Raw genomic sequence first — 17,890 nt, 5'->3', positions numbered from 1 at the left:
CCCGCGCCGACCGCGACCGGAGCACGACCGCTGCGGACACCGTGGCGGCGGCCGCGCCGAGGGCGAGCACGCCCGCCGTCGCGAAGCCCTCGGTATAGCCGGACTCGGCGGGGAGGCCGCCGGTGCCGAGCGTGCCGGTGACGAGCGCGGTCATCACGGCGGCGCCGATCGCCGAGCCGACGGTGCGGAGGTTGGCGTTCATGCCGCTGGCGACGCCGGTCTGCGTGGCCGGGACGCTCTGCACCACCACGCTCGTGATCGCCGCGTAGACGATGCCGAGGCCGATCCCGAACACGCCGGAGGCCGCGGCGACCGCCGCGAGCGAGCCGTGCAGGAAGGCGAGCGACAGGCTGGCGCCCGCCATCACCGTCGCCGCGATGACGATCTGGCTGCGGAAGCCCAGCCAGCGCTCCAGCGGCCCGCTCAGGAAGCCGGTCACGGCCATCGTCACGAGCATGGGCAGCATCAGCAGCCCCGACTCCGCGACGGTCGCGCCCAGCCCGTAGCCGGTGGAGGCCGGCGTCTGCACGAACCGCGGGAAGAAGGCGAAGACCGCGAACATGGCTGCGCCGATGAAGATCGCGGCCGCGTTCATCGACCAGACGCCCGGCTCACGCATCAGCCGCATGTCGACCAGCGGATGCCGCGAGCGCAGCTCCACGACGACCCAGGCCGCGAGGAGCACGGCGGCGAGCGCGAACAGCCCGATCACCAGCGGCGACGACCAGCCCCACTGCGCGCCGGTGCTGAGCGGCAGCAGGAGCGCGATCAGCCAGCCCGAGAGCAGCGCGGCCGACCACGGGTTGACGCCTCCGGTCGCGCGGGTGGGCGACTCGGGGACGATGACGAGGGCGAGCACCGCGGCGGTGACCGTCAGCGCGACGGGCAGCAGGAACAGCCCGCGCCAGCTCAGGGCGGCGGCGAGCGGGCCCGCGAGCACGGTGCCGAGGCCGCTGCCGATCGCGATGATCGAGGCGATCGCGCCGATGGCCGACGGCAGGCGGTGCGGCGGGAACTCGTCGCGGATGATGCCGAAGGCGAGCGGGAACATCGCCCCGCCGAGGCCCTGGACGACCCGGCCGGCGATGAGGACGCCGATGGAGGGCGCGACGGCCGCGATCACGCTGCCGAGCGCGACCGCCAGCAGCGCGAGGACGAAGATCCGGCGCTTGCCGACCAGGTCGCCGACGCGGCCGAGCAGGGGCGTGGCGACGGCGGCGGCGATCAGCCAGGCGGTCATGGTCCAGGTGACGCCGGCGGTGGTGGTGTGGAGGTCCTGCTGGATGACCGGCAGGACCGGGACGACGAGCGACTGGAGCGTCGCGAAGGAGGCCACGCTCAGCGCCAGGACGGCGAAGGTGGCGGATGGACGGGATCGAGACATGGGGTACGTTCTTCCGTTTCTCGAAGGAAGGCCGACGTATGGGCGACCGGGTGAATCTCTGGTGAGGAGGAGTTACAATTGGAGGGAGGCTCCGTTCGGAGGCTGCCTCCGGTTACGGATACGACATTACCGGAGGGTGCCTCCGCTTCGCAACCCTCAGTTTTCGACCACCCCGGAAGGACGACTGCCGTGACCGGCACAGACGTAGCCGAGACCGCCACCGCGGGCCCGCTGATCGCGCGCCCGCAGCGCGCCGACGCCCGGCGCAACTTCGACGCCCTCCTCGCCGCGGCGCGCGACGCGTTCGCCGAGGACGGCGCCGGAGCCTCCCTCGAGGACATCGCGCGCCGCGCCGGCGTCGGCATCGGCACCCTCTACCGCAACTTCCCCACCCGCGACGCCCTGGTGGAGGCGGTCTACGTCGAAGAAGTGGAGGCCGTGGTCCGCGCCGCCGCCGACGCCGCCTCCCTCGAGCCGTGGGAGGCCGTGCAGGCCTGGCTGCGTCGGTTCCTGCTCTACGTCGGCACCAAGAAGGCCCTGCTGGAGGGGCTCAACAAGGACTCCCCCGTCCTGATGAGCTGCCGCACCTCCCTCTACGACGCCGGCGAGCCGCTCGTGCGCCGGGCGCAGGAGGCCGGCGAGCTCCGCACGGACGCGTCGATCGGCGATGTCATCCGGATGGTGTCCGGGGTCGCGGGAGTCGCCTTCGAGGACGACGAGCAGCGCGACCGCGTCGTGGCCATGGCGATCGACGGGCTGCGCGCCCGCTGACGTGAGAATGCTCTCAGCCTTCTCGCATCTTCCGTAGGCTGGGAAGCATGGAGCTCGGTGTCTATGCGGTGATCGCCGTCGCGGTGATCGTCGGCGTCGCCGCGTTCGCCCGCAAGCTCGGTGTCGCCGCCCCGATCATCCTCGTGATCGTCGGCGTCACGCTCTCGGTGCTGCCCGGGGTGCCCGAGATCCAGGTGCCGCCGGAGATCATCCTCGACGGCCTGCTGCCGCCCATCCTCTACGCGGCGGCGATCAGCGTCCCGCTCACCGACTTCCGCCGCAACCTCGCGCCGATCGCCGGGCTGTCGATCTTCCTCGTCGTGGTCACCGCGTTCGCATCCGGCTTCGTGCTCTACACGATGCTGCCGGACCTCAACCTGGCCGCGGCCATCGCGCTGGGCGCGATCATCAGCCCGCCCGACGCCGTCGCGGCGACCTCCATCGGCCGCAAGCTCGGCCTCCCGCCCCGGCTGCTGACGGTGCTGGAGGGCGAGGGGCTGGTCAACGACGCCACCGCCCTCGTGCTGCTGCGCACGGCCCTCGCCGCCGCGGTCGGCACCCTCGCCACTCCGCTCGCGGGCGTCCTGGACTTCTTCTCGGCGGTGATCATCGCCCTGGCCATCGGGCTCGTGGTCGGCTTCGTCACCGTCTGGGTGCGCTCCAAGCTGAGCGACCCGGTGCTCGACACGGCGCTGTCGGTGGTCGTGCCGTTCGCCGCGTTCGCCCCGACCGAGGCGCTGCACGGCTCCGGCGTGCTCGCCGTCGTCGTCACCGGTCTCTACACCGGTCACGCGGCGCCGCGGCAGTTCAGTGCCCAGGCGCGGATCAGCGACCAGATCAACTGGCGCACCATCCAGTTCCTGCTCGAGAACGGCGTCTTCCTGCTGATCGGGCTCGAGCTGCGCACCCTCATCGCCGACGTCGAGCACCCCGAGATCCTCAGCGTGTGGGACGCGGTCGGCATCGGGCTGATCGCGATGGCCTCGCTCGTGGTCATCCGCTACATCCTGATCGGGCCGCTCATCTTCTTCCTCCGAAGACGCGGCGAACGGGCCGAGCGACAAGTGCTGCGGGAGTGGCTGATGATCAGCTACTTCCGCGACCATCCGGTGCGCTACCGCTGGCAGGCCCAGCGCAAGCAGCGCGCCGAGGTGCGCTACTGGCGGCACCGCAGCGACCTGGAGGAGTTCCGGCAGGAGGCCATCGACTGGCGCGGCGGGGTCGTCCTCGGCTGGTCGGGGATGCGCGGCGTCGTCACGCTCGCGGCGGCGCAGTCGCTGCCGGCCGACATCCCGTACCGCCCGCAGCTCATCCTGATCGCGTTCACGGTCGCCTTCGTCAGCCTGGTCGTGCAGGGCGGCACCCTCCCCTGGCTCATCCGGGCGCTCGGGCTGCAGGGCATCGACATCAAAGACGACAGGAGGCTGCTCGCACAGCTCCTCGACGACCTCAGCGAAGCCGGCCTCGCTGTGCTGGACGACCCGGAAGCCGTCGCCGGGACCACCGCCCCGGTCGACCCCGAGGTCGTCGAGCGCGTGCGCCAGACCACGTACCTGCGTGCGGAGGCGGCGTGGGAGCGCATCGTCCTCTACGACACCCCGCCGGAGGGCCGGCCGCACCACGTCTACCGCACGCTGCGGCTCGCCGTGGTGGACGCGGAGCGCGACCGCCTGCTCGCGGAACGGGCACGCGGCGCCTACCCGTCGCGCATCCTCAGCGAGGCGCAGAACATGCTCGACATCGAGGAGACGCGGCTTCAGTCCCGGGCGAGGTGACGGCCGGAGCGCGTCGATCGCACGAGTCCGGCGTCGGCGAGTTCGCCGAGCATGGCGCGCACCGCGTCCGCGCTGCCCCCCTCCGGCGCGGGACCGAACTCCCGCTCGGCCGCGGCCGCCAGCCGTCGCAGCGGCTGCGGGACGTCGAGCAGGCTCCACAGGAGTGCGGCGAGCGGCGTCAGCACGGTGATCCGGCTCTCGGCGAGGACCGCCGTCGCGCCGTCGAGGGCGACCCAGTCGTCGGGCTCCACCCGGCTGTACGTCGCCGATTCCGCCGACGCCTGCAGCAGTCCGCGCACCGGCTCCAGGAGGTCGGCCGCCTCGCGGTAGCGGATCACGTGCACGCCCCCGCAACGGCGGACCAGCGCGTCGAGGGCGGTGAGCGGCCGCGGCAGCGCGTCGAAGTAGTTGACCTGCTCGACCAGCTCGCCGACGACGTCCCCCAGCCCGACGGTCTCGATCTCCGGCACGGTCGCGGAAGCGGTGCGGTCGAGGAGGGCCACGCACGACAGCCGGAGCCGCGGCCCCGGTCGCAGCAGCCCGAGCTCGTCCGGCCCCATGACGCGCTTGCCCGGCCCATCCGGCAGCTTGAACGCCAGCGGCTGGGGGAAGGCGAGCACCTCGCCGGAGGGCGCGACCGCCACGGTTTCATCCGACACATACCCCAGCGCCGTCCCGAGCACCGCCGCGGCGGTCGACTTGCCCGCGCCGGATGGACCGACGAGCGCGATGACATCGCCCGTCACGGGATCGGCGAGACCCGCCGCGTGCAGGGTCAGCAGCCTCCCGCGGCTCGCCTCGATCGCCCGCAGGTTGATCGCGCGGCGGAGGGCGACGCCGACCTCGTCGAGGTCGCGGCCGTGGACGTCGGCTGCGTCGCCGCGCCCGGCGTCGACGGTCACGGTGCCCGAGGACTCGCCGTCGAACGACAGACGCCCCCACTGCCCCCGAAGCCGGTCGGCGTCGGCCTCCGACATCCCCTCCACGGTCACGCGCAGGCGCTCGCCGAGGGCATCCACCCGGAATTCGCGCACCATCGTGATCCACCCTTCAGTCTGAAACTCCTCATGCAAGATTACGGGAGGAGCCGCGCCGCCCCCGTTGTCGCACGCCGCGCGCGCGGCTACCCTCGAAGGCATGGAGCACCGGATCTTCGCAATGCCGTTCGCCACGATCTACCCGCTCTACGTCACGAAGGTCGAACGCAAGGGCCGCAACAAGGACGACGTGGACGTGGTGATCCGCTGGCTGACCGGCTACGACGATGCGGGCATCGCGTCCGTCGTGGCCGACGGCTCCGACCTCCGCACCTTCTTCGCCCAGGCGCCCGCGATGAACCCGCGCGCATCGCTGATCACCGGCGTGATCTGCGGAGTGCGGGTCGAGGAGATCGAGGACCCCCTCATGCAGCAGGTCCGCTACCTGGACAAGCTCGTCGACGAGGTCGCCCGCGGCAAGAAGATGGAGTCCATCCTCCGCTGACGCCACACCCGGGATCCGCGCTGTTTTGAGTTGTTCAAAAGAAACCCGGTAGCGTGGCGGCATGGACACCGCACAGCTCGAAGGCGCCCTCCGCGCGTCGGGCCTGCGCGTGACGCAGGGGCGGCTCGCCGTCCTCGACGCGCTCGACGCGCACCCCCACGTGGACGCCGAATCGGTGTACCGCGCCGTGCTGCCCGCACTGCCCGGCACCTCGATCCAGAACGTCCACAACGTCCTCGGCGACCTGACCGCGGCCGGCCTGCTGCGGCGGATCGAGCCGGCCCACTCGCCCGCGCTGTACGAACGGCGCGTCGGCGACAACCACCACCACGTCGTGTGCACCTCGTGCGGCGCGGTGGCGGACGTGGAGTGCGTGATCGGCCACGCCCCCTGCCTGCAGCCCTCGGGCGCAGCCGGGTATGTGGTCGACACGGCGGAGGTCACCTTCTGGGGGCTGTGCCCGTCCTGCCAGGAGCGCGCGGCGAAAGCCCCGCCGCGCGCCGGATGAGGTTAGGAGAACCATGACGGAGAACCACACGACCACCCAGACCGGCAGCCCGGTCGGCAGCGACGCGCACTCGCTGACGTCCGGACCGGACGGGGCCACCGCGCTCCACGACCGGTACCTGGTCGAGAAGCTCGCCCAGTTCAACCGCGAGCGCATCCCGGAGCGGATCGTGCACGCGAAGGGCGGCGGCGCGTTCGGCGAGTTCGTCGTCACGGGCGACGTGACCGCGTACACGAAGGCCGCGGTCTTCCAGCCCGGCGCGTCCACGCGCACCGTGCAGCGGTTCTCGTCGGTCGCCGGCGAGCAGGGCTCCCCCGACACCTGGCGCGACGTGCGCGGCTTCTCGGTGAAGTTCTACACGACCGAGGGCAACTACGACATCGTCGGCAACAACACCCCGGTGTTCTTCATCCGCGACGGCATCAAGTTCCCCGACTTCATCCACTCGCAGAAGCGCCTCCCCGGCTCCGGCCTGCGCGACGCCGACATGCAGTGGGACTTCTGGACGCTGTCGCCGGAGTCCGCGCACCAGGTGACCTACCTGATGGGCGACCGCGGCCTCCCCCGCTCGTGGCGGACCATGCCCGGCTACGGCTCGCACACCTACCAGTGGATCAACGCGGCGGGCGAGCGGTTCTGGGTCAAGTACCACTTCCACGCGCTGCAGGGCAACGAGGAGATGCACGGCGCGGAGGCCGAGCGCATCGCGGGCGAGGACGCGGACTACTACCGTCGCGACCTCTACGAGGCGATCGAGCGCGGCGACTTCCCGGCGTGGAAGGTGAGCGTGCAGGTGATGCCGTACGAGGACGCGAAGACCTACCGGTTCAACCCGTTCGACCTGACCAAGGTGTGGCCGCACAGCGACTACCCGCTCATCGAGGTCGGCGTGCACACGCTCACCGAGAACCCGGAGAACTTCTTCGCGCAGATCGAGCAGGCGGCGTTCTCCCCGGCCAACACCGTCCCGGGCATCGACATCAGCCCGGACAAGATGCTGATGGCACGCGTGTTCTCCTACCCGGACGCCCAGCGCTACCGCGTCGGCACCAACTACAACGAGCTGCCGGTGAACGCGCCGGTCGCCCCGGTGCACAACTACTCGCAGGACGGGGCGGGTCGGCACGGCTACAAGGCGGCGTCGGCGCCGGTGTACGCGCCGAACTCGTTCGGCGGCCCGTCGGCCTCGGCTGCAGTGGCGGGCGAGGGCTCGTGGGAGTCGGACGGCGCGCTGACGCGCGCGGCGGCGACGCTGCACGCGGAGGACGACGACTTCGGCCAGGCGGGCACCCTCTACCGCGAGGTGTACGACGACGCGGCCAAGGAGCGCTTCCTCGACACGATCGCCGGCGCCGTCGGCGGCGTGACCCGGGACGACATCCGCGAGCGCGCGATCCAGTACTGGACGAACGTGGACGCCGACCTCGGCGTCGCCCTGCGCGCGCGCCTGGAGTCCGGCGACGTCGACGCGGACCAGGCCGCCGAGTACGTCGGCGTAGCCGAGTAGAGCCCTGACCCGAACGGAGGGGATCCCGGCCCAACAGGCCGGGATCCCCTCCGTTCGCTGCTTTCCGGGCGCGGCGGGAGGTGGATGTCCTCCGTTGGGCCGGGGCCGGGGCCGGGGTGGGGGTTAGGGGTGGAAGTGGGCGAGGGCGCCGGATTCGAGGGCGGCCCAGATGGTGGCGTCGGGGGCGACGGTGATGGCGTGCGGCTCGGAGGCCGGGGGAAGGGGGACGCGGGTGGTCTCGCCGGCGGCGGTGACGTGGGAGAGGGCGTCGGCGCCCCAGAGGGAGGCCCAGACTCCGCCGGTGGCGTCGGCGGCGACCGCGTGCGGCTTGGCGCCCGCGCCGAGCGGGTGGAGGGTGAGCGTGCCGTCCCTGCCGATGCGGGCCAGGGCGTCCGCGCCGATGAGGGCGGCCCAGACCGCGCCGTCCTCGGCGACCGTGATGCCGACCGGGGCCGAGCCGGCGGGCAGCTCGGTGATCGCGACGGCGGCGTCGCCGCCTCGGATGTGGCCGAGGGCGTCGATCGCGTTCATCGTGAACCAGAGCGAGTCTCCGGAGGCGGTGATCATGGAGGGCAGCACGTCCTCACGGCCGACCGGGAACTCCTCCACCCGGCCGAGCACCCCGATGCGGCCGAGCGCGTCCGCGGCGAGCTCGGTGAACCACGTCGTGCCGTCGTAGACCGAGGCGACGCCGAACGGCTGGGCTCCCGGAGTGGGCACGACCGCTTCGGCCAGGATGCGCGGGCCCGGCCCCAGCAGCAGCAGGCGGCCTCCGGTCGTGTCGCTCACCCACACGTCGGAGCCGTTCGCTGCAGTGACCACGGACGGCTGCGCGCCCGCGCCCAGGTCGAGCCGGGTGAGCGTGCCGTCCGGGTCGCGGCGGCAGACCGCCGCACCGTGCACCAGGGTGACCCACACGGCGCCGTCGTCGGTCGCGGCGATGCCGTACGGACCCTCCCCCGGCTCGCCGACCGGTATCAGCTCGACGACGCCGGCCGCAGGCGGAACCTCTCCGCTCACAGCGTCGCGTCGATGGTGCGGTCGTACACCACGGTGCCGCCCACTCGGATCAGGCCGCCGTCGAGCGGCTCGGTGGCCAGCTCGGAGCCCTCGCCCTGCACGATGCGCAGCCCCCGGCCGAGCTTCGCGGTGAGCGCGACGGCGGCGGCGCCGGTCGCCTCGTCCTCCACGATGCCCATCGCCGGGGCGAACATCCGGGCGCGGAGCGTCCCGGCCTTCTCGTCGATCCACGCGTAGGCGTAGTGCTGGCCCTCCGTGAACGCGAACGCGTCCAGGGCGTCCACCGCGTCCGGGGAGTCGAGCGGCAGCCAGGTGAAATCGGGCGTCCACGCCGCGCGTGCGTCGATCGCGGCCCAGTCGCCGTCGAGGTCGACGGTCACCGCGACGTCGCCCGCCTTCTCGGCGAGCGCGCCGACGGGGGTGCGCTCGTGGGCGAGCCACCACGCCGTCCCGACGCTCGGGTGGCCGGCGAAGGGGAGCTCTGCGGCCGGCGTGAAGATGCGGATGGCCGCGAGCCCGGCCTCCTCGTCCAGCGAGTCGACGAACACCGTCTCGCTGAACCCCAGCGCCGCTGCGATGTCCTGCTCCCGCCCTGCCGTCGCCGGTGAGCTGGTCACGATGCCCAGCTCGTTGCCGTTCGCGCCACGCTCGTCGGTGAAGACGCGGACGACCACTACCTCGATTTCATCCATAGCCTCCACCCTGTCATGCGGGGGATAATCGCGCCATGAGTGACGAGGCCAACACCCCCGCCGCCCCCACCGACGAAGAGGTCGCCATCGACCATGCCGTCGACCGGCTCGCGGAGCGCTTCCCGACGGTCCCCCGGGATCGCATCGCCGACCTCGTGCACCAGCGGCACATCGACTACACCGGCGCGCCCGTGCGCGACTTCATCCCGGTGCTCATCGAGCACGACGTCAAGCGCGAGCTGGCCGAGGAGGTCAGGCCGCTGGCGTGAGCGGCGACCGGTTCAGTACGTGCCCTTGACGACGAAGTAGGAGCCGCGGATCGTCCCGGCGAGGCGCGACTTCTGGCGCGCGAACTTGAAGGTCGACAGCTCGTCCGGCACCTCCATGCCGTCCGACAGCTTGAAGCCGACGGCGCGCTTGCCCGCGTCGTCGATCGTGTACATGACGTTGATCGACAGGCCCGACTCGTAGAACACGTAGGCCATCCGGATGCCGTCCACCTCGAACGAGGTCACCTCCAGCGCGGGCGAGGCGATCACGATGCCGCGCTCGTCGGCGAGGATGCGGCTCACCCAGTCGAGCGCCTCCGGCTCCTCGGCGGCCGGCGCGGTCGCGAAGTCGAGGTCGTACTTGTTCTTGAAGTACCGGGACTCGTTGGCGCGGAGCCCGGCGAGGGCCGGCGCGACCGGGCTGGACTCCAGGCCCTGGGTGGAGACGGTGACGAAATCGACGACCTGGCGCATGCGGTCCTCCCTGCTCGGCTGCTCGGCTCTGGCTGCTCGGCTCTGTGACGAGCCTACAGACCCGCGCGGTCAGGCTCCGGCGGCCGTCACGATGGCGTCGGTCGCGAAACCGGCCACGATCCCGGCGAAGATGCACCACGCGACGAGGGTCTTCATCCCGGTGCGGCGGGCTACCGCGAGCAGCTCGATCACGACGTACAGGATGGAGCCGGCGGCCAGTCCGAGGAAGGCGATGGAGACGATGTCGCTGCTGAACGCCTGGCCGATGACGGTGCCGAGGAAGGTCGGACCGCCGCCGATCACGCCGAGCAGCGCGAGGTAGCCCCAGGACGGGCGCGTGCCGCTCAGCGGCGCGACGATCCCGAAGCCCTCCGTGGCGTTGTGGAGGCCGAAGCCGACGATGAGCAGGACGGCGAAGGCGAGCTCGCCCTGCGCGGCCGCGGTGCCGATCGCCAGGCCCTCGGCGAAGTTGTGCAGGCCGATGCCGATCGCGATGGTGAGCGCCAGCCGGCGGGCTCCCGCGCGCGACTCCAGCTCGGTGGCGGCGACGATCGCGACGCCGGTCGCGGTGCCGACGGCCCCGACGCCGGCGTCGGCAGGCGACGGGTGCCGGTGCGGTGCGCCGTGCGACCCCTCGGGGCCGGCCGGCGGCCGGATCGGCGAGGCCAGCGCCAGCGCGCGGCGCTTCATGTACCGGTCGACGTAGGTCAGGCTGAGCAGGCCGACTCCGATGCACGCGGCCATGAGGAGGCCCTGCCCGAGCGCCGGACCGAGCTGGTGCGACGAGAGCGCCTTGTCCACGGGCTCCCAGGCCTGCGAGAGGACGTCCCACAGCAGGAAGATCAGGATGCCGGTCGCGAGCGCGTTCAGCGCGGCCTTCAGGCCGACCGCGTTCGAGCGCAGCCGGCCGATCGGCAGGCCGAGGAAGATCGTGAGACCGGCGACGGCGCCGAGAGCGGCGACACCCATGGGAGGCATGAAGATCCTTTGTGGAGGCTGTTGACATCGAACCGGCGGGCTCCGGCCGCATTCGATTGTAAGGTAAGCCTCCCCTTACACGGAATCAACTGTGAGGAGTCGCATGATCACTCCGTCCGCGGCATCACGACCGCGACGTGACTCTTCAAAAATCTGGAATCACAGTCGTAACGATGTATGTAGGCTAGTCATAGTCTTCGGGCGTTGTGGCAGTGAGGTGAGTCAGTGAGGGTTTCGTCGAGTGCGGATGCCGCGCAGGATGCGGTTTCGCGATTTTCCGTCGTGCAGGTCGATGCGCCTGGCCCGCACGCGAGCGCTGGAGGGTGATCGAGGAGCGCGACACTCACGACGCGGGAAAGTGGACGTGGGAGCTATGACTGACCGGAATGCGAGCGCCCGAGCGGAGTGCGACCGGCGGATCGCAGCACACGAGAATCAGGTCGATGAGGACCTGAACGCACTTCGTCAGCTCGACGAGAGGTGGGCGACGTTCCGGCAGGTGATGCGTGAGAACGTCGACCGTTTCGAGGAATCCGGTCATGCGGTCGGGACAGAGAACTATGGCGTGCAGCACGACCTCGCGGCGCTGCGTGAACTCGGCGCCTACGCCGAGAGGCTCGCCCGCGAGCAGTCCGAGCTGTCCGGTGAGGCGTCGCGCGCGATCCGAATCGATGGCGAGGCTGAGATCGAGCGCCTGAGAGACGAGCCGAGCCGGCTGCCGTGGGATTGATCTACCGTCCGGATGACTCCAGCAGCGTCATGACCGCCCTCACGAAGAACCTCGCGCACGGTCGAACCGTGCTGACGGAGCTTGACAGCGCGAACGCCCATGCGATCGGTTCCCTGGACGGCGGGGACCTCTCGGGCAAGGGATACGCCGCCGCCCGGGTGCTGTTCGAGCAGCAGGTCGGATCGGCCATCGCGGAGCATCGGGACCTCCTCGATTCGCTCCAGCGAGACCTGGACGTGTATCGGCGGGAGGACGCGAAGATCAGCCCGTTCGGGGCGCTGCACGAAGACGAGCTGAACGTGCAGTTGCAGGCGAGCCGGGCGATGAAAGCTGCGACGGAGGACCTGATCGAGGTCAACTCCGCCGCCGCCGGTGCGATGTCCGCGGTGCCGCTGGTCGGCGAGTCGCTGCAGCTGCTGAATCGCCAGCTGGAGCTGGTCCTGGACCAGCTCGATCGAACAGTTCGCGGCCTGGAAGACCGGCTCTCCGCACTGCTCCAGTTCGATACGGCGACCAGCGGGCTCTTCCAGCAGGCTCTGGCGGCGCCGGATACAGCGACGGTTCCGTCGATGACGAAGGCGGGCATGAAGAGCCAGGCCGCTGCGGACCAGCACGGCTTCTCGCTCGGTCCGCCCAAGCGACCCCGCATCCAGTGGGATGAGGACTTCGTCTATAACTCGGATGCTCCGACGCTCGGGGATCACGCGAGCTCGATGAAGTGGAAAGCCATGATGAGAGGTGGGCGGTTGTTGAGGGGTCGGGAGCTCGCCGATGCGCTCGCGACGTACGAGCATTACTGGTCGAACACTGGCGATCCCTTCGTCATCGACTTCGAGAAGGCCTACCGCGACGATCCGGCGATCGCCGGCAACATCGACGACGCGATCACTGTCGCCCAACTCTCCGCCGACGCTTTCGCCGCTGACGGGCGCACGTCCTTCTCGATCACTGGGAATGCCGGGCCCGCCGGCGCGTACCCGGACACCGAGAATTGGCAGAAAGCGATCGGTGGCTACCATCAGTGGACGAGTGCGGACGTCGCGGTGACCGGAGATCGAGCCACGATGACCGTGACGGTTCATGCCGAGGACTACTACAACTTCAACCGCGGGCAGGCGGACATCGCATCGGGAGAGTCAGACGACGAGAACGGCAGATTCACGGAGGTGGGCTGGGCACGGCCATTTGAGACCACCGGTGACGTCGTCCGAACCGTGACGTGGACAGTGGGCGATCCGAAATCCGTGCAGGTGACTTTTCCAACCCCGCCGGAAGGCGGTCGCTGATGGCGAGGGCGCAGTGAGACGACGCGTCTCCGCCCATGGGCTTCTGGCAGCACCCGCTCTCGGCGTCGCGCTCGTCCTGAGTGCCTGCACTCCCCAGCCGGCGGGTGATGAGAATTCACGAGGAGGAACCACTATGCAATCGGCCAGGAAAGACGGCACAGGCGAGGTGCGGCATGAGCTCGAACCTCTGACATCGAGGTTTCCGCAGCTGAGCGATGCGGAGGCTGCGACGTGGATGTCCGGCACGATGGGCGACCCTCGCGTGCCGGGGCCGAGCACATACTGGATCGACGCGATCGTGGAACTCCCCGAAGCGAAGCACGCCGGACTGCTGAAGGCGGGATCGGCGTCTGAGCTTCCTCTGCCCGAGGACTTCTCACCGCAGTTGCGCGGGGCGATCCCGGCCGGACAGGTGGTCAACTCACGCGAGCTGGATGAGCGCTTCTCGCAGGGGCGTTTTGCGAGCAACGTCTACGTGGTGACAGACGGGCGAACCGTGATCCTCAGCACCCTCTTTCAGTAGGGGACGCCTCACTCCGTCCGCGGCACCACGACCATCGGCACCGGCAGCTCGCGCAGCATGGCGGCGGCGGTCGAGCCGAGGAACAGCCTGCTGGGCTGCGCGAGGCGGCTGGAGCCGACCACGACGACCTCGCCGGGCTCCCAGTCGAGCCGGGAGACCGCGTTCTGGATGTTGTCGCCCTTCGCCACGACCGCTGTCGCGACGACGCCGGTCGCCGCACTGGCCTCCTCCAGCACCGCGGCGGCGTGGTGCTCGCCCACGCTCTGCTTGGGGGCGGCCGCGTCGCCGGGGAGGTCGAGGGCGAGCAGGGAGACCAGGCGGAGCGGGACGCCGGCCGCGGCCGAGAGCCGTTCGCCGGTCGTCAGCACGTCGGCGGCGCCTGCGCGGGTGCCGACCATGCTCGTCACGCGGGTGAGCCGCGGCGCGCGCTCGCGCCAGCCCTCCGGCGCCAGGAGCACCGGGACCGGCGACGCGTGCAGCAGCGCCCCGGCGACCGAGCCCACGGTGAACCGGCCCAGCAGGCCGCCGCGCGCCGCGCCGACGACGATCAGCGTCGCGTCCAGCTCCTCCGCGGCGGCCAGCAGGCCCTCGGCGAGCGAGTCGCCGAAGACGACCCGCCCGCTGAAGGCGACCGACGACGGGACGCGAGTGCGCGCGTCTGCCAGCCAGCCCTCCGCGGTGTCGCGCAGGAGGGCGTCGTAGGCCGGGTCGTTCGGCACGTTGCCGCGCCGGGAGGTGTCCGGCATGACCAGAACCACGTGCAGGTCGGCTCCGAAGGAGGCGGCCAGCGCGGCTCCGGCGGCGAGGGCGTCCTCGCCGGACGGCGTCGCCTCGTATCCGACGAGGATGCGCTGCGTGGTGGTCATGGTCTGCTTCTTCCGGCTCGGGTGGTGCGGAGGTGGGGGTGGTGCTGGGGCGGGGGGCGTGCTGGAGTGGGGCGGCCCGCCGGAGTGGGGCGGGCCGCCCGTTCCGCCGGGTCAGGCGGGGATGAGCGTGTACTTCGTGCTCAGGTACTCGTGGATGCCCTCGAGGCCGCCCTCGCGGCCGAGGCCCGACTGCTTGACGCCGCCGAACGGCGCCGCGGCGTTGGAGACGAGCCCGGTGTTGAGGCCCATCATCCCGGTGTCCACGCGGTCGATCATGCGCTGGCCGCGCGCGAGGTCCTGGGTGAACACGTAGCCGACCAGGCCGTATTCGGTCTCGTTCGCGCGCGCCACGGCCTCCTCCTCGGTGGAGAACGTCGTGATCGCCAGGATCGGGCCGAAAATCTCCTCGCGGAGGATGTCGCTGCCGGGCTGGACGTCCACGAGCACGGTCGGCTCGAAGAAGAAGCCGTCGCCCTCCGGGGCGGTGCCGCCGGCGAGCACCCGGGCGCCGCGGGACACCGCGTCGTCCACGAGCGCCGTCATGGCGTCGACCGCGCGGTCGTCGATGAGCGGGCCGATGGTGACGCCGGGCTCGGTGCCGGCGCCGATCTTCATCGCCTTCACGCGATCGGTGACGCGGCGGGCGAACTCCTCCGCGACGTCCTCGTGGACGATGAAGCGGTTCGCGGCGGTGCAGGCCTGGCCGATGTTGCGGAACTTCGCGAGCATCGCGCCCTCGACCGCCTTGTCCAGGTCGGCGTCCTCGAAGACGACGAACGGCGCGTTGCCGCCGAGCTCCATCGAGGTGCGGAGGACATTCTGGCCGGCCTGTGCGAGCAGGGCGCGGCCGACCGGGGTGGAGCCGGTGAACGACAGCTTGCGCAGCCGAGGGTCGGCGATGATCGGCGCCGAGACCACACCGGAGGTGCTGGTCGGGATGACGTTGACGACCCCGGCGGGCACACCGGCGTCGGCGAGCAGCTGGGCGAAGAACAGCGTCGTGAGCGGGGTCAGCTCGGCGGGCTTCACGACCACCGTGCAGCCCGCCGCGAGCGCCGGCGCGATCTTGCGCGTCGCCATCGCGAGCGGGAAGTTCCACGGCGTGATGAAGAAGCTCGGCCCGACCGGTCGCTGCGAGACGACCATGGTGCCGGTGCCCTCCGGGTTCTGGCCGTAGCGGCCGGCGATGCGCACGGCCTCCTCGGAGAACCAGCGAAGGAACTCGCCGCCGTAGGTGACCTCGCCGTTGGCCTCGGCCAGCGGCTTGCCCATCTCCAGCGTCATGAGCAGCGCGAAGTCCGCGCGGCGCTCCTGCAGCAGGTCGAAGGCACGGCGGAGGATCTCGGCACGCGTGCGCGGGGCGGTCGCGGCCCACGCGTCGGCAGCCGCGACAGCGGCGTCGAGGGCGCGGATGCCGTCCTCCGGCGTCGCGTTGGCAATGCGCTTGATGACGCGGCCGGTGGCCGGGTCCTGCACCTGAATCTGCTCGCGGGTCCCGGCCTCCCAGGCGCCGCCGATGAACAGGCCGTCGGGGACGCGGGAGAGGAGGTCGGCCTCGGCCGCGGTGAACTCGGTGGTGGTGAACTCGGTGGTGGGGGTGTCGACGGCGCTCATGCGTTGGCCACCGCCTCCGCGACGACGTCCAGCCCCTCGATGAGGAGGTGGTCCGGGATGCTCAGCGGCGGCAGGAAACGGATCACGTTGCCGTAGGTGCCGCAGGTGAGCAGCACCACGCCGGCCGCGTGCGCGGCGGCCGCGACCTTGGCGGTGAGCGCGGCGTCCGGCTCGCCGGTCTCGGCGTCGACCAGTTCGATCGCGACCATGGCGCCGCGGCCGCGCACCTCGGCGACGCGCGGGTCGGCGGCGCGGAGGGCGCCGAGCTTCTCGAACAGGATCTCGCCGATGGCGCGGGCGCGCCCCGCGAGGTCCTCCTGCTCGTAGGTCTCGATCGCGGCGAGCGCGGCCACGCAGGCGAGCGGGTTGCCGCCGTAGGTGCCACCGAGGCCGCCGACCTGCGGGGCGTCCATCATCTCGGCGCGGCCGGTGACCGCCGAGAGGGGGAGGCCGCCGGCGATGCCCTTCGCGGTCACGATCAGGTCGGGCACGATGCCGAACTGCTCGGACGCGAACATGGTGCCGGTGCGGGCGAAGCCGGTCTGCACCTCGTCGGCGATGAACACGACGCCGTTCTGGTTCGCCCAGGCCTGCAGGGCGGGGAGGAAGCCGTCGGCCGGGACGATGAAGCCGCCCTCGCCCTGGATCGGCTCGATGATGATCGCGGCCAGGTTGGACGCACCGATCTGCTTCTCGATCATGCTGATGGCGCGCTTGGCCGCCTCGGCGCCGGAGAGGCCGCCGTCGCGCAGCGGGTAGCTGAGCGGGGCGCGGTAGATCTCGGGCGCGAACGGGCCGAAGCCGTTCTTGTACGGCTGGTTCTTCGCAGTGAGGCCCATCGTGAGGTTCGTGCGGCCGTGGTACGCGTGGTCGAACGCGACGACGGCCTGCTTGCCCGTGTAGTGCCGGGCGATCTTGACCGCGTTCTCCACGGCCTCCGCGCCGGAGTTGAACAGGGCGCTGCGCTTGGCGAAGTCGCCGGGGGTGAGCCGGTTGAGGGCTTCGGCGACATCCACATACGAGTCGTAGGGGGCGACCGTGAAGCAGGTGTGGGTGAACGCTGCGACCTGCGCGGTCACGGCCTCCACGACGCGCGGGGCGGCGTTGCCCACGCCGGTCACGGCGATGCCGGAGCCGAAGTCGATGAGGGAGTTGCCGTCGACATCGACGAGCACGCCCCCGCCCGCGGCCACGGTGAACACGGGGATGGTGGCGCCGACGCCGGCGGCGACGGCCTGCGCCTTGCGCTCGGCGCGCTTGCGCGACTCGGGGCCGGGGATGGAGGTGACGAGCCGGCGCTCCTGCGGGAGCGAGGGTCCGCCGACGAGGGTTGCGGTGGCGGGGGAAACGATGGTCATGTCGGCATCGTAAGGAGCCGGACGTGACCCGCGCCTGGACGGGCCGTACAATTCGAGCGTCAGGAATCGACATCCTGGCGGATGGAGTGCTGCCGATGCCCGCGACCCTCGCCCAGCTGCTGGCACGCCCGGAGCTCGGACTGCGCCTGCTCACGGCGGCCGACGTCGGCGCGCTCGACGCGCCGCTGTCGTGGGCGCACAGCTCCGACCTCCCCGACCCGACGCCGTTCCTCTCGCCCGGTCAGGTGCTGCTCGTGACCGGGACGCCGGACGACGTCGACCCCTACGTGTCCCGGCTGGTCGAGCACGGGATCGCCGGGCTGGGATTCGGGACGGAGGTCGTGCGCGACACCCCCGAGCCGCTGGTCGAGGCGTGCACGAGGCACGGACTCGCGCTGTTCGAGGTGCCGTACCGCACGCCCTTCATCGCCGTGGCCCGGTTCGTGGCCGACCGGGTCGCCGCCGACGCCTACGCGCGGAACACCTGGGCGCTGCGCGCGTCCCGCGCCATCTCGCTGGCGGCGCTGCGGCCGGACGCACTCGGGGCGGTGCTCGCGGAGCTCGCGCGCCAGATCGACCGGCCGGTCGCGCTGATCGGGGCGGACGGCACGCTGGACCGACTGGCGCCGGCCGGTGCGCTGGACGCGGCCTCC

The 17,890-nt window shown here is 71.4% G+C and carries 19 protein-coding genes; 10 read left to right on the top strand and 9 right to left on the bottom strand.

Going from position 1 to position 17,890, the window contains the following annotated elements; translation table 11 throughout:
• Nucleotides 1-1,384, bottom strand: a 1,384-nt coding sequence (locus AC3A3H_RS00790; RefSeq protein ID WP_487612630.1) for an MFS transporter, incomplete at its 3' end; no start/stop codon positions are given.
• Nucleotides 1,385-1,573: 189 nt separating this feature from the next.
• On the opposite strand from AC3A3H_RS00790, the gene AC3A3H_RS00785 reads away from it, so the two are divergent.
• Together AC3A3H_RS00785 and AC3A3H_RS00780 are read left to right on the top strand one after the other, a co-directional pair.
• Complete coding sequence (locus tag AC3A3H_RS00785) at nt 1,574-2,155, top strand: TetR/AcrR family transcriptional regulator (protein WP_487612629.1); 582 nt, start codon at nt 1,574-1,576, stop codon at nt 2,153-2,155.
• A gap of 47 nt (nt 2,156-2,202) precedes the next feature.
• Complete coding sequence (locus tag AC3A3H_RS00780; protein WP_487612628.1) at nt 2,203-3,930, top strand: cation:proton antiporter; 1,728 nt, start codon at nt 2,203-2,205, stop codon at nt 3,928-3,930.
• Here AC3A3H_RS00780 and AC3A3H_RS00775 read toward each other — a convergent pair.
• Complete coding sequence (locus AC3A3H_RS00775; protein ID WP_487612627.1) at nt 3,912-4,967, bottom strand: PqqD family protein; 1,056 nt, start codon at nt 4,965-4,967, stop codon at nt 3,912-3,914. The genes AC3A3H_RS00780 and AC3A3H_RS00775 overlap by 19 nt on opposite strands.
• A gap of 100 nt (nt 4,968-5,067) precedes the next feature.
• On the opposite strand from AC3A3H_RS00775, the gene AC3A3H_RS00770 reads away from it, so the two are divergent.
• The 3 genes from AC3A3H_RS00770 (at nt 5,068) to AC3A3H_RS00760 (ending at nt 7,427) form a co-directional block, all read left to right on the top strand.
• A complete protein-coding gene (locus AC3A3H_RS00770) occupies nt 5,068-5,412 on the top strand; it encodes a DUF2200 domain-containing protein (protein WP_487612626.1) in 345 nt (114 codons plus the stop codon).
• A 61-nt stretch (nt 5,413-5,473) separates the two neighbouring features.
• Nucleotides 5,474-5,920, top strand: a complete 447-nt coding sequence (locus tag AC3A3H_RS00765) for a Fur family transcriptional regulator (protein ID WP_487612625.1) — start codon at nt 5,474-5,476, stop codon at nt 5,918-5,920.
• Between the two features lie 13 nt (nt 5,921-5,933).
• The gene (locus AC3A3H_RS00760) at nt 5,934-7,427 is read left to right on the top strand and encodes a catalase (protein ID WP_487612624.1); all 1,494 of its coding nucleotides are present in this window, start codon (nt 5,934-5,936) and stop codon (nt 7,425-7,427) included.
• A gap of 123 nt (nt 7,428-7,550) precedes the next feature.
• Here the strand turns inward: AC3A3H_RS00760 and AC3A3H_RS00755 are convergent, their stop codons facing one another.
• Entirely contained in the window at nt 7,551-8,447 is an 897-nt protein-coding gene (locus AC3A3H_RS00755; protein WP_487612623.1) for a Vgb family protein, read from the bottom strand.
• Entirely contained in the window at nt 8,444-9,139 is a 696-nt protein-coding gene (locus tag AC3A3H_RS00750) for a PhzF family phenazine biosynthesis protein (RefSeq protein WP_487612622.1), read from the bottom strand. The genes AC3A3H_RS00755 and AC3A3H_RS00750 overlap by 4 nt, the downstream gene beginning before the upstream one ends.
• A gap of 35 nt (nt 9,140-9,174) precedes the next feature.
• Here AC3A3H_RS00750 and AC3A3H_RS00745 point away from each other — a divergent pair, with 35 nt between their 5' ends.
• Nucleotides 9,175-9,408 carry a three-helix bundle dimerization domain-containing protein gene (locus tag AC3A3H_RS00745; RefSeq protein ID WP_487612621.1) on the top strand — a complete coding sequence of 78 codons (234 nt, stop codon included), beginning with the start codon at nt 9,175-9,177 and terminating at the stop codon, nt 9,406-9,408.
• Nucleotides 9,409-9,420: 12 nt separating this feature from the next.
• Here the strand turns inward: AC3A3H_RS00745 and AC3A3H_RS00740 are convergent, their stop codons facing one another.
• Both AC3A3H_RS00740 and AC3A3H_RS00735 read right to left on the bottom strand, forming a co-directional pair.
• Entirely contained in the window at nt 9,421-9,882 is a 462-nt protein-coding gene (locus AC3A3H_RS00740) for a phage tail protein (RefSeq protein WP_487612620.1), read from the bottom strand.
• Between the two features lie 69 nt (nt 9,883-9,951).
• Nucleotides 9,952-10,860, bottom strand: coding sequence for a ZIP family metal transporter (locus AC3A3H_RS00735; RefSeq protein ID WP_487612619.1), 909 nt, complete (start codon nt 10,858-10,860; stop codon nt 9,952-9,954).
• 373 nt (nt 10,861-11,233) lie between these two features.
• On the opposite strand from AC3A3H_RS00735, the gene AC3A3H_RS00730 reads away from it, so the two are divergent.
• From AC3A3H_RS00730 to AC3A3H_RS00720, 3 genes are all read left to right on the top strand, one after another.
• A complete protein-coding gene (locus tag AC3A3H_RS00730; RefSeq protein WP_487612618.1) occupies nt 11,234-11,590 on the top strand; it encodes a hypothetical protein in 357 nt (118 codons plus the stop codon).
• Nucleotides 11,591-11,619: 29 nt separating this feature from the next.
• Entirely contained in the window at nt 11,620-12,876 is a 1,257-nt protein-coding gene (locus AC3A3H_RS00725; protein WP_487612617.1) for a hypothetical protein, read from the top strand.
• A 133-nt stretch (nt 12,877-13,009) separates the two neighbouring features.
• The gene (locus AC3A3H_RS00720; RefSeq protein WP_487612616.1) at nt 13,010-13,399 is read left to right on the top strand and encodes a hypothetical protein; all 390 of its coding nucleotides are present in this window, start codon (nt 13,010-13,012) and stop codon (nt 13,397-13,399) included.
• 8 nt (nt 13,400-13,407) lie between these two features.
• Here the strand turns inward: AC3A3H_RS00720 and AC3A3H_RS00715 are convergent, their stop codons facing one another.
• The 3 genes from AC3A3H_RS00715 to gabT form a co-directional block, all read right to left on the bottom strand.
• Nucleotides 13,408-14,265 (bottom strand): universal stress protein, encoded by an 858-nt coding sequence (locus AC3A3H_RS00715; protein WP_487612615.1) that lies wholly within the window; start codon nt 14,263-14,265, stop codon nt 13,408-13,410.
• Between the two features lie 111 nt (nt 14,266-14,376).
• Complete coding sequence (locus AC3A3H_RS00710; protein WP_487612614.1) at nt 14,377-15,879, bottom strand: NAD-dependent succinate-semialdehyde dehydrogenase; 1,503 nt, start codon at nt 15,877-15,879, stop codon at nt 14,377-14,379.
• On the bottom strand, nt 15,876-17,237 hold the full coding sequence (gabT, locus tag AC3A3H_RS00705; protein ID WP_487612613.1) for a 4-aminobutyrate--2-oxoglutarate transaminase: 1,362 nt from the start codon (nt 17,235-17,237) through the stop codon (nt 15,876-15,878). The genes AC3A3H_RS00710 and gabT overlap by 4 nt, the downstream gene beginning before the upstream one ends.
• A gap of 23 nt (nt 17,238-17,260) precedes the next feature.
• Here gabT and AC3A3H_RS00700 point away from each other — a divergent pair.
• The coding region (locus tag AC3A3H_RS00700) for a PucR family transcriptional regulator ligand-binding domain-containing protein (RefSeq protein WP_487612612.1) at nt 17,261-17,890 on the top strand (630 nt) is incomplete at its 3' end.

This window comes from Leifsonia sp. Soil_N53 (genome assembly GCF_057655165.1).
Note: the sequence above shows the minus strand (reverse complement) of the source record. Positions and strands in the feature narration are given on the sequence as shown.